The sequence below is a fragment of the Bradyrhizobium yuanmingense genome (genome assembly GCF_900094575.1).
Taxonomy (GTDB): Bacteria; Pseudomonadota; Alphaproteobacteria; order Rhizobiales; family Xanthobacteraceae; genus Bradyrhizobium; species Bradyrhizobium yuanmingense.
Genome location: NZ_FMAE01000002.1, coordinates 765,567 through 778,708, shown reverse-complemented (window position 1 = coordinate 778,708; position 13,142 = coordinate 765,567). Strand labels below are relative to the sequence as shown.

General features: G+C 63.6%; 11 protein-coding genes. 5 read left to right on the top strand and 6 right to left on the bottom strand.

The window, feature by feature from the left end; genetic code table 11:
• Positions 1–78 precede the first annotated feature (78 nt).
• Complete coding sequence (locus GA0061099_RS08700) at positions 79–891, top strand: SDR family oxidoreductase (protein WP_036001696.1); 813 nt, start codon at positions 79–81, stop codon at positions 889–891.
• Between the two features lie 200 nt (positions 892–1,091).
• Here GA0061099_RS08700 and GA0061099_RS08695 read toward each other — a convergent pair whose 3' ends face one another.
• Together GA0061099_RS08695 and GA0061099_RS08690 are read right to left on the bottom strand one after the other, a co-directional pair.
• Positions 1,092–1,946, bottom strand: a complete 855-nt coding sequence (locus GA0061099_RS08695; RefSeq protein WP_036020403.1) for an SDR family NAD(P)-dependent oxidoreductase — start codon at positions 1,944–1,946, stop codon at positions 1,092–1,094.
• Between the two features lie 120 nt (positions 1,947–2,066).
• A complete protein-coding gene (locus tag GA0061099_RS08690; RefSeq protein WP_244429298.1) occupies positions 2,067–2,948 on the bottom strand; it encodes an alpha/beta fold hydrolase in 882 nt (293 codons plus the stop codon).
• A 164-nt stretch (positions 2,949–3,112) separates the two neighbouring features.
• On the opposite strand from GA0061099_RS08690, the gene GA0061099_RS08685 reads away from it, so the two are divergent.
• A complete protein-coding gene (locus tag GA0061099_RS08685) occupies positions 3,113–4,684 on the top strand; it encodes a winged helix-turn-helix domain-containing protein (protein WP_074447645.1) in 1,572 nt (523 codons plus the stop codon).
• 156 nt (positions 4,685–4,840) lie between these two features.
• Here GA0061099_RS08685 and boxB read toward each other — a convergent pair whose 3' ends face one another.
• The 4 genes from boxB to GA0061099_RS08665 form a co-directional block, all read right to left on the bottom strand.
• Entirely contained in the window at positions 4,841–6,292 is a 1,452-nt protein-coding gene (gene boxB, locus GA0061099_RS08680) for a benzoyl-CoA 2,3-epoxidase subunit BoxB (protein WP_036020399.1), read from the bottom strand.
• A 100-nt stretch (positions 6,293–6,392) separates the two neighbouring features.
• On the bottom strand, positions 6,393–8,081 hold the full coding sequence (gene boxC, locus GA0061099_RS08675) for a 2,3-epoxybenzoyl-CoA dihydrolase (RefSeq protein WP_036020396.1): 1,689 nt from the start codon (positions 8,079–8,081) through the stop codon (positions 6,393–6,395).
• A gap of 124 nt (positions 8,082–8,205) precedes the next feature.
• Positions 8,206–9,018 (bottom strand): alpha/beta fold hydrolase, encoded by an 813-nt coding sequence (locus GA0061099_RS08670; RefSeq protein WP_036020394.1) that lies wholly within the window; start codon positions 9,016–9,018, stop codon positions 8,206–8,208.
• A gap of 127 nt (positions 9,019–9,145) precedes the next feature.
• On the bottom strand, positions 9,146–10,687 hold the full coding sequence (locus tag GA0061099_RS08665; protein WP_036020441.1) for a benzoate-CoA ligase family protein: 1,542 nt from the start codon (positions 10,685–10,687) through the stop codon (positions 9,146–9,148).
• A gap of 120 nt (positions 10,688–10,807) precedes the next feature.
• Here GA0061099_RS08665 and GA0061099_RS08660 point away from each other — a divergent pair, with 120 nt between their 5' ends.
• From GA0061099_RS08660 to GA0061099_RS08650, 3 genes are all read left to right on the top strand, one after another.
• Positions 10,808–11,716, top strand: coding sequence for a helix-turn-helix transcriptional regulator (locus tag GA0061099_RS08660; RefSeq protein ID WP_036001723.1), 909 nt, complete (start codon positions 10,808–10,810; stop codon positions 11,714–11,716).
• A gap of 2 nt (positions 11,717–11,718) precedes the next feature.
• Positions 11,719–12,114: a group II truncated hemoglobin gene (locus GA0061099_RS08655; RefSeq protein WP_036020392.1), complete on the top strand. Its 396-nt coding sequence runs from the start codon at positions 11,719–11,721 to the stop codon at positions 12,112–12,114.
• A 247-nt stretch (positions 12,115–12,361) separates the two neighbouring features.
• Positions 12,362–13,093 carry an AraC family transcriptional regulator gene (locus GA0061099_RS08650; RefSeq protein WP_225113437.1) on the top strand — a complete coding sequence of 244 codons (732 nt, stop codon included), beginning with the start codon at positions 12,362–12,364 and terminating at the stop codon, positions 13,091–13,093.
• The last annotated feature ends 49 nt before the right edge of the window (positions 13,094–13,142 follow it).

Genomic DNA, 13,142 nt, shown 5'->3' with positions numbered 1-13,142 from the left:
CTGGTCGAGGACAAGCGTGCCTTCCTTGACACCCCTCCCCGCTCCGCCCACAACCGGCGGCAACCAAGGGAGGGACGCATGTTCAACGATCTGTTCTCGCTCAAAGGCCGCATCGCGCTGGTAACCGGCGGCTCGCGCGGCATCGGAAAGATGATCGCGGCGGGATTTCTCAGCGCCGGCGCGGCAAAGGTCTACATCACCGCGCGCAAGGCCGGACCGTGCGAGGCCACCGCGAAGGAGCTCAGCGCGCAATATGACGGGGAATGCATCGCGCTGCCGATCGACATCTCGACCGTTGCCGGCGCCGAGCTGCTGGCCAGCGAGTTCGGGAAACGCGAGTCCCGGCTCGACATCCTCGTCAACAATGCGGGCGCGGCCTGGGGCGCGGAGTTCGACGAATTTCCGGAGAACGGCTGGGACAAGGTGATGAACCTCAACGTCAAGGCGCCGTTCTTCCTGACCAAGGCGTTGGCGCCGACGCTGCGCACGTCAGCGAGCGCGGAACGGCCGGCGAAGGTGATCAACATCGCCTCGATCGACGGCATCTTCGTCAATCCCGGCGAGACCTATTCCTATGCCGCGAGCAAGGCCGGGCTGATTCATCTGACGCGGCGCATGGCGGTGAAGCTGATCCCGGACCACATCGTGGTCACCGCAATCGCGCCGGGCCCGTTCAAGTCAGACATGAACCGCGCCGCGCGCGACCACGCCGACGAGGTCGCAACGCGCGTCCCCGTGGGCCGCATCGGCACCGACGAGGACATGGCGGGCGCTGCGATCTACCTCGCCTCCCGCGCCGGCGATTACGTGGTCGGCGCGACCATCGCGGTGGACGGCGGCATCGTCTATGCGAACCCCGGGATCAAGGGCAGCGGGTGGGATAGCGATTGATCCGGCGGTCTCCCGTCACGTGCATCGGGGCTCAAAACCAAAACGTCGAAAACAACCCCATGCACAGTAGCGGGCCCCTTGATCGATAAGGGATCTTTCGAGCGGCCTGGAGACAACATTTGCAGCCGCCATGCAGTTGACACGTCGGGCAAAACACGCGTCGAGGCGGCGCGTGTACTCAAAATCTATGGATGCGAGAGCTAGCGTCGCGGCGTTCGTCCGCGTATCCGGTCGAATCCTTGCTTGATCGCTGCGAAGCGCTGCTCGATGAATGGTTCGTGCTCAGTATCGGTGAAAATGTAGGGCCAGTCGTTTTCGATGGCCTCGCGAACCAGCTCGCCTACGTAGAGCGGATCAACGCCGTTGTTGATCCGTTCATGCAATGCCTTGATGATCTCCGCGCGTGGTCCTTCTGTCGGCGGAGGGTTGCCGACAGCCCCGGCAAATCGGTGCGGCACGTTGCGCCGAGAGTTCATGATCTGCGTGCGGATAAAGCCCGGACACAGAACGGAGACCCCAATCTTCCTCGGCGCGAGCACGTTACGCATCCCCTCGGAGAGCGCCACCACTCCATATTTGCTTACATCGTATGCCGGACTTGGTCCCGTAATCAGTCCGGAGACGGACGCCGTGGAAACAACCTGCCCTCCTTCGCCGTGCGCTTCGATCAGCGGACCGAATATCTCGAAGCCCCAGATCACCGACATCAGATTGACGCCGAGGACCCAGTTCCAGCCTGAATCAGTCCACTCACCAAAGGTGCCGCCGCCACCCACGCCCGCATTGTTGACCAATATGTGGATTCTGCCGTACCGCGCGACGGTCGCGTCCGCTGCCGTCTGAAGTTCGCCCTTGAGCGAAACGTCCGCTTTCATGCCATCGACATCGGCTTTGGTTCGTGTCTTCAGGTCCGCGACCACTTTTTTCAGCGCCTCCTCCTCGATATCGCAGAGCATGACCCTCACGCCCGCCCGCGACAGCACAGTCGCGATCCCCAGTCCGATGCCCGAGGCAGCGCCAGTCACGAATGCGGTCTGTCCAATCAAGTCTCTCATGCGCGTTCCACCTTGCTTTCACTCAACCAGTTCGCCCGGGAAATTGCGCCGCGGGGCGCTGGCTCCGCGCCTGCGATGACCGAGGCAGCCGGCGAGGGCGCTGCGGAAGCAGTTGGTGATCTAGACCGCATGGCCGAGCGATCGTGAACTGAACGGAGAGGCGATGGACAGGCTGTCCCAAGCAAGCGCTTCGGTCGTAGACACATGGTCACCAATGCGCTGGGCTACTTCCGCAGCGTGCGTGCCCGGCATAAAGTGGGTTGCGCCCGCTATCGTGCATAGCGACGCGTTCGCCAACGCACGGGTCAGGATTTCCGCGCTTCGCTGCAACGCTTGCGGGCTACGCTCACCGCAGATGAGGCGGGTTGGGAGCAGGATGTTGGCGAAAGCCGATAATGGTGGATCGAATGTCGAACGCATGTCCAGAACCTGGGTCGCGGTCGTCCTAACGATGTATTGTCGCATCCGGGACGGCAGGGCATCGAAGCTGCCCTCACCGCCGAGATAATCGATCGCCCGGAGCGCGGCTTCCCTCTCGCCGTTTTCGAACGCCTGGAAGTATGCATCGCGCATCGCCGTGAACTGCTCATACAGCGCAAGCTGGCTCTCCCGGCGCAGCAGGCCGAAAGCCACCGGCTCTATCAGGGTCAGGCTCATGAGCGGCAGCATCCCGCACAGCGCGACGTCCAGACACGCGAGCGCGCCGAGGGAATGTCCGACGAGATGCACGGGACCGCCGGCCCGGCGGATCACGGCTTCGATGATCTCCGCCTGCCGATCGATCGATGTATCGGCAGCCGTCCGTCGGTCCCTCGTGCCGCCATAACCCGGAAGGCTCGTCGTCACCGTCCGGAAACGACCGCCGAGCGCCTCGATCACGCCCCGCCAGGTTGACGCGGTCGCCCACGATCCCGGAACGAACACGATGGTGGGGCCCGTGCCCTCCTCGCCATAGTCGATGGGGCCGTGCCTATCCTGCAGCATTGTTGAGGCTGTGTTCATCGCCATCACCTCCGGTCTCGAGGGTTTCGCCTGGCAAGGATGCGCGAAGCGCGACCTCAACACTTTACTGACCACTTACATTTTCATTATCGACGGCTGATTTCGCACACTCCCCGCTTGCTAGGCTGTGCTACGCTCGTGCTGCTGGAGGAACGGACGAGCTGATGCGCTATCTGTTTGAAGATTTTGCGCTCGACGCCGACAAGCGGGAGCTACGCAGGGGGATCGATGCGGTTTCGGTGACGCCGCAGGCCTTCGACGTGCTTCTCTACCTGATCCGCAACCGCCAGCGCGTGGTTAGCAAGGACGATCTGATTTCCGCCATTTGGGGCGGCCGCGCCATCTCGGATGCCGCGCTTGCGACCCGCCTCAATGCAGCGCGCGCTGCAATCAACGATGCCGGCGATCAGCAGCGCCTCATTAAGACGCTACAGAGGAAGGGCTTTCGCTTCATTGGCAGCGTGCAGGAAATCGGCGGACAGGATGATGCTGCGGTCCCAAATGACGCACTTCAACCCCCGACACCAGCTCCCGGGCCGTCCGACAAACCCGCGATTGCCGTGTTGCCGTTCCAGTCCATGCCGGCCCGTCCAGAACAAGAATACTTCGCCGATGGGTTGGTTGACGATATCATTACTGCTCTCTCGCGCTTCAGGACGCTCTCTGTCATCGCTCGCAACTCCTCGTTCACCTACAAAGGTAAGGCTGTCGACATCAAGCGCGTCGGCCAGGAGCTTGGCGTGCGATACGTGCTCGAAGGCAGTGTGCGCAAGGAAGGGTCGCAGCTAAGAATCAATGCACAATTGATCGATGTTGCAACTGGCGCGCACCTTTGGGCCGATCGGTTTGAAGGCGCTTTGGGAAACGTTTTCGATTTACAGGACAAGGTCGCGCTACACGTGGTCGGGGCCATCGCGCCAGAAGTCGATCGTGCCGAGATCGACAGAGCCAGTCGAAGAAGGACCGGTAACATCGATGCGGTGACAGCGTATTATCGCGGTTTGCCTCATATTCGTTTCCCAACCACTCCACAGAATAATGAAGCTGCTTCGAGGCATTTCGAGCAAGCGATTGCTCTTGATCGCAGCTTTGCGCCTGCGTATGGCGGTGTTGCAACTTGCATAGCGTGGCGAAGGGCCAACAATTGGCCTGGAGACTTTGTCGAAGACAACGCTCAGGTCTTGCAGATTGCCGAACGTTTAAAGGAGCTTGGGGCAGACGACGCAATGGCCTTAACCGTTGTGGGCTTTCTCCTGTTCTGGTTCGCGCTCGACCTCAATGGCGGGGTTGAATTAGTCGAGCGCGCCATCCACTTCAATCCAACCTATGGACCCGCACTTCACGCGCGGGGCCTCATTCGAGGTTGGCAAGGCGAATCCGATGCCGCCGTTGCGGACCTTGAGCTGGCTCTGCACCTAAGTCCGCGCGATCCTTTCAACTACAACGCAATGCTGGGACTTGCTCTAGCGCATCACAACGCCGGCAGACATGCCGAAGCGGGTGAGTGGGCTGACAAAGCCGTTCGAGCCTTCCCCCCGGCGTTTAATGTAGGAATGGCTCAGGCCATCCTCTGCTACGTGGGCGCTGGACGATTGGACGACGCTCAAAAGCTGATGGCAGAAATTCTCCGCCGATCTTCTGGCTCTCGACGATCAACTGTGGCTGCCCCGCACTATTCGCCCAAGCTTAGAGCGGAACTCTTGGAAGCGATGATCAAGGCGGGACTACCCGAATAGCTTTGTTCTTGGGGCAAGCAGGCGGTGGGCAGGCTGGCGTGTGAGTACGCCGCGGCGCCTCGCGTCTATCACACCGCCTCTGGAATACTGGATCGCCCGGTCAAGCCGGGCGATGACGCTATGGGTGTGGAACGGTCGTGGTGCGTCGCAAGCGCCCTACGACTCGATCTTCACGTACTCGAAATCGCCCGGCTTGTTGTCGATGCCGACCTTGGGCGGAGAGATCCAGGAGGCGAACTTGCCGGTCTCGGTGACGGGCTGCATCAGGGAGGTGATGAAGTCGCCGTCGCTGGCCGACGGCAGCCATTCGTCCTTGCGCTTGGCCCAGGTCGCATCGTCGATCAGGATGCCGTCGGGCGTCGCGTGCACGTCCTTGAACTCGCCGATGTGGCGGTGGAAGGCGACGTTGGGCAGCGTCAGCTTGAAGTCGTAGCCGGCGGTCGAGATTACCTTGTTCCAGCGCAGCATGCCCTTGACGCAATCCTGGCTGTAATCGTCGCGCAGGCGCATGTTGAGCGCGGTCAGCGCCGGCTCGTCGACCAGCTTGACTTCGCCGTTGATCAGCTTGAGCACCGGATAGGTCGAATTCTTGAGCTGGTGATCGTCGTCGATCTGCGTCTCGTGGTAGCGGCCCTTGATGCCGGCGTTGAACGCGTTGGCCGCGTTGGTCGAGACTTCCGAGCCGAACAGGTCGAGCGACAGCGTGTAGTGCAGGTTCAGCTTCTTCTGGATGGTCGGAAGATCGATCACGCCGAGCGCGCGGACCTTCGCGATGTCGGTGGGATCGGTGATGCCGGCCGCCTTCATCGCATCGCAGGTGCGCTGCACGACGCGGGTGATGCCGGTCTCGCCGACGAACATGTGGTGCGCTTCCTCCGTCAGCATGAAGCGGCAGGTGCGCGACAGGGGATCGAAGCCGGACTGCGCGAGCGAGTGCAGCTGCATCTTGCCGTCGCGGTCGGTGAAATAGGTGAACATGAAGAAGGACAGCCAGTCCGGCGTCGCCTCGTTGAAGGCGCCCAGCATGCGCGGCGCGTCGGCATCGCCGGAGCGGCGGCGCAAGAGATCGTCGGCCTCCTCACGGCCGTCGCGGCCGAAATATTTCTGGAGCAGATAGACCATCGCCCAGAGGTGACGGCCTTCCTCGACATTGACCTGGAACAGATTGCGCATGTCGTAGAGCGAGGGCGCGGTCTTGCCGAGATGGCGCTGCTGCTCGACCGAGGCCGGCTCGGTGTCGCCCTGGATCACGATCAGGCGGCGCAGCATGGCGCGGTGCTCGCCCGGCACTTCCTGCCAGGCCGGCTCGCCATAATGCTCGCCGAACGGCACGACGCGGTTCTCTTCCTGCGGCGCAAGCAGAATGCCCCAGCGATATTCGGGCATGCGGACATAGTCGAACTTGGCCCAGCCGCGCGGATCGACCGAGTAAGCGGTGCGCAGATAGACAAGCGATTCCTGGAAGCCTTCCGGCCCCATGTCGCTCCACCAGTCCATGTAACCGGGATGCCAGCCCTCCAGCGCTTTGAGCACCTGGCGGTCTTCGGCGAGGTTGACGTTGTTCGGAATCTTGGTCGAGTAGTCGACGTTCATGATGTTCATGTTCATGGGGACCTCCCGTGTGGGACTAGCTCGTTTGAAGGGGCGAATGGCGAATGGCGAGTAGCGAATGGGCATTCCCTATTCGCCATTCGCCGCTCCCTACTCGCTAGACTCGCGTCATATCGAATTTCGGTTTCTGGCCGCTGCCGTAGCGGCGCAGCGCGCCTTCCTCGCCGACGGCGTTCGGGCGCTGGAAGATCCAGTTCTGCCAGGCGGTGAGGCGCGCGAAGATCTTCGATTCCATCGTTTCCGGGCCAACGAAGCGCAGGCTGGCTTCCATGCCGGTGAGGCTGTCGGGCGAGAAGCTGGCGCGCTCCTCGAGGAACACGCGGACCTCATCGTCCCAGTCGATGTCGTCGAGCGCGAAGGTGACGAGGCCGAGCTCTTCGGCCTGCTCGGCGTCGAGGCTGGTGCCGAGCGTTGCTTCCACGCGCTCCAGATCGGACGGGTCGGCTTGGAAGCGCGACTCCAGCCGTGTCAGGCCGTGGCTCATCGGGTACGGGCCGAAATTCATGGCGGACAGCTCGATCGACGGCGGCGGACGATTGTCGCCCTGGCGGGTGCCGATCAGCATGTAGGAGCGGTCGGCGGCGAAGACGAGCTCGGCGAGCGTGCCGGCAAAGCAGGAGCCGGGCTCGACCAGCGTCACCAGCGTGCGCGAAGTGACGTCGACGCGCTTGAGCACGCGCTTCCAGTAATGCCTGATCTCGTTGACCAGCCAATGCGCCTTGTTGGCTTCGAGGAACGCATCGCAGGCCAGCACATGGGCACGGTCGCCGTGGCTCTTGAAGACGAGCATCGCGATCTCGAGCTCGTTGATGCGTAAGTGAAGGATGGCGTCGTCGAGCTCGCGCGCCACTTGCAGCGGCCAGAACGAGGCGCCTTGCGCCATCATGCCGTCGATGTCGGCGGGCGGCGCGGTCTCCGGCGCCTTGATCGAGATGGTGGCGATGCGCGCTGTGCGATCGATATCGACGGTGACGAAGCCGTAGCGGATGCTGTTTTCGTCGATCAGGCGCCGGAGCGGCGTCAGCGCGATGCCCTTGCCGCTGCCCTTGCGCTTCGATTGGCCTGCGAATTCCTTGGCGCGCTCGGCGATCTTTGCTTCCAGCTTGGAGTTCGGCGCGATCTCGTCGACGAGGCGCCATTGCACGGCGCGCTTGCCCTTCACGCCTTCCTCGATGGTGCAGAAGACATCGGCGTGGTCGCGCCGCACCTTGCGCTTGTCGACCACCCGCGTGAGACCGCCGGTGCCCGGCAGCACCGCGAGCAGCGGCACTTCGGGCAGCGCCACGGCGGACGAGCCGTCGTCGGCGAGGATGATGTGATCGGTCGCGAGCGCGAGCTCATAGCCGCCGCCGGCGGCCGAGCCGTTCACGACGGTGATGAAGCGCTGGCCGGAATTCTCCGAGGAGTCTTCCATGCCGTTGCGGGTCTCGTTGGTGAACTTGCAAAAGTTCACCTTGTGGGCATGGGTCGAGCCCGCGAGCATGCGGATGTTGGCGCCAGCGCAGAACACGCGGTTCTTGGCCGAGCGCAGCACCACGACCTTCACCTCGGGATGCTCGAAGCGCAGGCGCTGGATCGCGTCGGCGAGCTCAATGTCGACGCCGAGATCGTAGGAATTGAGCTTGAGCTGGTAGCCTTCGAACAGGCCGCCATTCTCGTCGACGTCCATGGTCAACGTCGCGACGTCGCCGTCGACCGCGAGCTTCCAATGCTTGTAGCGGGACGGTTCGGTCTGGAAATCGATGAATGTCGCGCCGCCTGCGAGGCGCCGATCTTCCCCGGCCATGAGCCACCCTTAAGCTTGGTTATGCATTTGGAGCGTTAGATGCACAATAGTGCATCTAACTGGGCTAGTCCAGCCCGAATCTCGAACTCACATGCACTTTGCTTCATCTAAATCCGCATGGAGGTCACGCGGCCTGAAGCCCTGGATCATCCCGCAAGGCGGCCTTTGCAAACTGCATGATGGCATCGAGGGTCGGCCCCGGGGCCTCGCGATGCGGGGAATGCGCCGCGCCGGCAATGATTTTCAGGTCGACCGGGCAGTAACATTCCTCCTGTGCGATCTCGGCCTGGCGCAGCGTCCCGTATTGGTCATCTGCGCCTTGCACGATCATCACGGGCACGCGGATGTAGGCGAGGTATTCGGAGATATCCCAATCGCGGAATTTCGGATCGAGCCAGGCGCCGTTCCAGCCATGGAAGGCGTTGTCGACGTCCTTGTGCCAGCGCGCGAGCTTCGACCTGAGGTCCGTGGTCTCGAACGTCGTCTTGATCGCGGCGATGGATTTGATCGAGATGTCCTCGACGACGAAATGCGGCGCGATCAGCACGAGCCCATTGAGGCGATGATCCTGATGCGCCCCGGCATAGATGGTCGCGATCGAGGCACCATCGGAATGGCCGAGCAGAAGGCCGCGCTTGAACCCGATCATGTCGAGCAGCTTCGGCAACACGTCCAGCGCCTCACGATGCATGTAGTCGAGCGCCCGCGGCAGCGCGACCGGGCTGGACTGGCCGTAGCCTGCGCGCGAATAGGCGAAGATGCCCGCGCCCGTGGCCTGCTGCAGCTTCTCGGGGAAATCACCCCAGAGGCCGACGCAGCCGAGGCCCTCATGCAGCATCACGATGGTGGGCGCGTCGGGGACTGGCGGCGCGAGCCATCTGTATTCGAGGCTGGCGCCGTCGATGTCGAGGAAGCCGGTGGGGGTGAGATTGGTCATTTCTGCGCTCTTCTCTCTCGATCGTCATGCCCGGGCTTGACCCGGGCATCCACGTCTTTTCTCACGCGTGGCGGCGCGTGGATGGCCAGGTCAAGCCCGGCCATCACGGCCTGTTGCAGGTGGCCAATTAACGCGCGCCTTCCCGCAGCTTGAACCTTTGGATCTTTCCGGTCGCGGTCTTCGGCAGCGAGTCCACCACATCGATCCAGCGCGGATATTTCCAGGGGCCGATCTTCTGCTTGACGTGCTCCTTGAGCATCTCCTGCAAGTCCGTCGTCTTTGCGCCTGGGCGCAACACGACGAAGGCTTTCGGCTTCAGGAGGCCTTCCGGATCGGCCTCGGGCACGACGGCAGCTTCCAGCACGGCCGGATGCGTGATCAGCGCGCTCTCCACTTCGAACGGCGAGACCCAGATGCCGGAGACCTTGAACATGTCGTCGGCGCGGCCGCAGAACGTGAAGCGGCCGTCGGCGTCACGAATGTATTTGTCGCCGGTGCGGGTCCACGGCCCCTCGAAGGTGCGGCGGCTCTTGTGACGCTGGTTCCAGTAGCCCTCGCCGGCGGAGGGCGCATCGACCAGGAGCTCGCCGACCTCGCCGTCGGCGACGTCCTGGCCCGCCTCGTTGACGAGCCGCACCGCATAGCCCGGCACCGGCTTGCCGGAGGAACCGTATCTGATGTCGCCGGGCGCGTTCGACAGAAAAATGTGCAACAGCTCGGTCGAGCCGACGCCGTCGAGAATGTCGACACCGAACCGTGCCTTCCAGCTGTGGCCGACGGATTCCGGCAGCGCCTCGCCGGCGGAGGTGCAGATGCGCAAAGCCTTGCCGCCGCGCTCGCTCTTCATGGTCTCGTCGTTGAGCATCGCGGCGAACAAGGTCGGCACGCCATAGAAGATCGAGGGATTGTAGCGGTTCATCAGGTCGAACATCCGCGCCGGCGTCGGACGCTCGCTGTTGAGGATCACGCTGGCACCGACAGACATTGGAAAGGTCAGCGCATTGCCGAGGCCATAGGCGAAGAACAATTTCGCCGCGGAGAGACACACATCGCTCTCACGGATGCCGAGCACCTGCTTGGCATAGGTGTCGGCAGTGGCCTGCAAATTGGAATGCAAATGGCGCACGCCCTTCGGCATGCCCGTCGAGCCCGACGAGTACAGCCAGAACGCCGGCTCGTCCGGATGCGTCACGGCGGTGGTGAACTGATCGTTCTCGCCAGCGAGCTCTTCGGCAAGCTGCTTGTGGCCGTTCTGCTTGGCGCCGGAGACCACGACATGCTCGAGATCCGGCATGCGGCCGACAACGTCCTTGATGACGGGATAGAGCGCTTCGGACACGAACAGCACGCGCGCGCGGCAGTCGGCGAGGATGTAGGCGTATTGGTCCGCGGTCAGCAGCGTGTTGAGCGGCACCGGCACGATGCCGGCGCGGATCGCGCCCAGGAACACGATCGGGAAATCGATTGTATCCAGCATGATCATCGCCACGCGCTCCTCGCGGCGGACGCCGAGCCGGCGCAGCATGTTGGCGGCGCGCCGGGTCTGTTGCTGGAGCTCGCCATAGGTGAGTCGCGAGACGGTGTCGTCGAAGGCGAGCTTACTGCCCCTGCCCTCCCTGACGTTACGGTCGAGCAGCCAGGTCACCGCGTTATAGGATCCCTCGCTCACGGACATCTCCCCGGAATTAGAATTATAATTCATAGAAAGACACCACGGCGGCTTGCTGTCAATGCCAGCAGGCACTATGTTTCATTAAAACGCGCCGCAGGACCCCTGTAAAGAAGACTCATGACCGAAAGTCCCGACGCCGAATCCCGCTTCCTCGAACAACTCGGCCAGCGTGTGCGCACCATGCGCGCGCTGCGCGGCATGTCGCGCAAGGTACTCGCCAAGGTGTCGGGAATTTCGGAGCGCTACATCGCGCAGCTCGAGAGCGGCAAGGGCAATGTCTCGATCGTGCTGCTGCGCCGCGTCTCCGACGCGATGGGCGCCCATCTCGAAGATTTGCTGCCCAGCGCCGATCCGACCCCGGACTGGCAGGTGTTTCGCGACCTCCTGCGCAAGGCGACGCCCGCGCAGATTGCTCAGGCCAAGGATCTGCTCGCCGGCGGCAGCGCAACCGCGCCTCGGCGCGCGCCGTTCTGCGGGATCGCGCTGATCGGCCTGCGCGGCGCCGGCAAGTCCACACTTGGGCGGATGCTGGCGAAGAGGATCGGCTGGAGTTTCGTCGAGCTCAACAAGGAGGTCGAGCAGCAGAACGGGCTCTCGGTCGCCGAGATCATCGCGCTGTACGGCCAGGAAGGCTTTCGCCGCATGGAGCAGGCGGCACTGCAACAGCTGCTCGCGCGCAACGAGCTGATGGTGCTGGCAACCGGCGGCGGCATCGTCTCCGAGCCCCTGACCTTCGATCAGGTCCTCTCCTCGTTCTACACGATCTGGCTGAAGGCCGAGCCCGAGGAGCACATGGCGCGCGTGCGTCGCCAGGGCGATCTACGCCCGATGGCTGATGATCGCTCGGCGATGACGGAGCTGCGCAACATCCTGCTCAGCCGCGAGCCGTTGTATTCGCGCGCGACCGCGGTGGTGGATACCGCCGGCCTCTCCGTCGATGCCGCCGCCGCACGCCTGATCGATGCGGTGCGGCCGGTGCTGCAGAACGAAGCCCGCAGCTTCGGCCTGCGCAGCGTGGCGCTGTAGCGATGACGTCCACCGACGTCGCCACCTCCATGTTCGAGCGGATCGGCGGCAGCGCCACGATCGACGCCCTCGTCGACCGCTTCTACGACCGCATGGACACGCTGCCGGAGGCGAAGATCATCCGCGCCATGCATGCGGACGACCTTGGCCTGATCAGGGACGTGCTGAAGCGCTATCTCACCGAATGGACCGGTGGCCCGCGGCTCTATACACCCGAGAAAGGTCATCCGCGGCTGCGCCAGCGCCATTTCGGCTTCGCCATTGGGGACGCCGAGCGCGACGCCTGGATGCTCTGCATGCGCGGCGCGCTGGAGGAGACGATCCCCGACGCCGCCGCGCGCCAGGATCTCGACAAGGCGATAGCGGGCCTGGCCGACTGGATGCGCAACCGGCCGTGACGGGGCGGCAGCGCTTCGGCGCAATTCGACGGCGTGCCACGCACCGGGTCATTTGAGTTCCGCTGCGATCGCCTGCTAAGCTCCAGGCATGACCGACATGCTCCGCGACACCATACGCATGGAGCGCGAAGCAACGGAGCGTTAGCGCGTGATGGACGCACCTCCCGATGTCATCCGTCGACCGCCCTCGCCGCGTCTTGCGCGGCTGATCTCCAGCATTTCCTTCTACCGCGAGCGCGGGATCGGCTTGGCCGCCTTCCGCCACGCCGCGCCGCTTGCACTGCCTCTGCTGGTGAATTTGGGAACGCCCTTCCGCATTGCGCTCGGACACCGACCGGACACCGCCGATGCGCGGCCGAGTTTCGCAGCGGGTCTGTTTCCTGGGCCGGTCGTGATCGAATCCGACGGGCGCGCCGAATGCGTTCAGGTCGATTTCACGCCGCTCGGGGCGTATCGCTTCTTCGGAGGCGCCGTGCCCGATCTGACCGCGCGGATCGTCGGGCTCGACGACATTCTGGGACGGCACGGCAGGGAACTCCGCGCCAGGGTGGCCGAGGCGGCCGGCTGGCAGCGACGATTCGAGATCGTCGAAGACTTCGTGCTTCGCCGCGCCGTACACGAGCCCTCGCCTGAGGTCGCCTTCGCGCTGGAGACGCTGTGGCGAGGCGCGGGCGCGGTCAGGATCGCCGACATTGCCTCCGACATCGGCTGGAGCCGCAAGCATCTCACACGCCGCTTCCACCGCGAGATCGGCGCTCCGCCAAAGACGCTGGCCCAGATGCTGCGCTTTCATCGCGCTTGCGTCCTGGCCCGGACGGATGGCGCAGGCGGCTGGGCGGCCATTGCCGCGGACGCCGGCTATGCCGACCAGGCACATCTTGCTCGCGATTTCCGGATGTTCAGCGGAGAGACGCCGACCGGATGGGCCGCGCGGCTCGATGTCGTCGATTCACGCCTGATGCGGGACGGCGGGGGCTAGCGCCAAAACAGCGGCAAGACGGCGCGAGGCACGGTCAGGTCCCATTTGT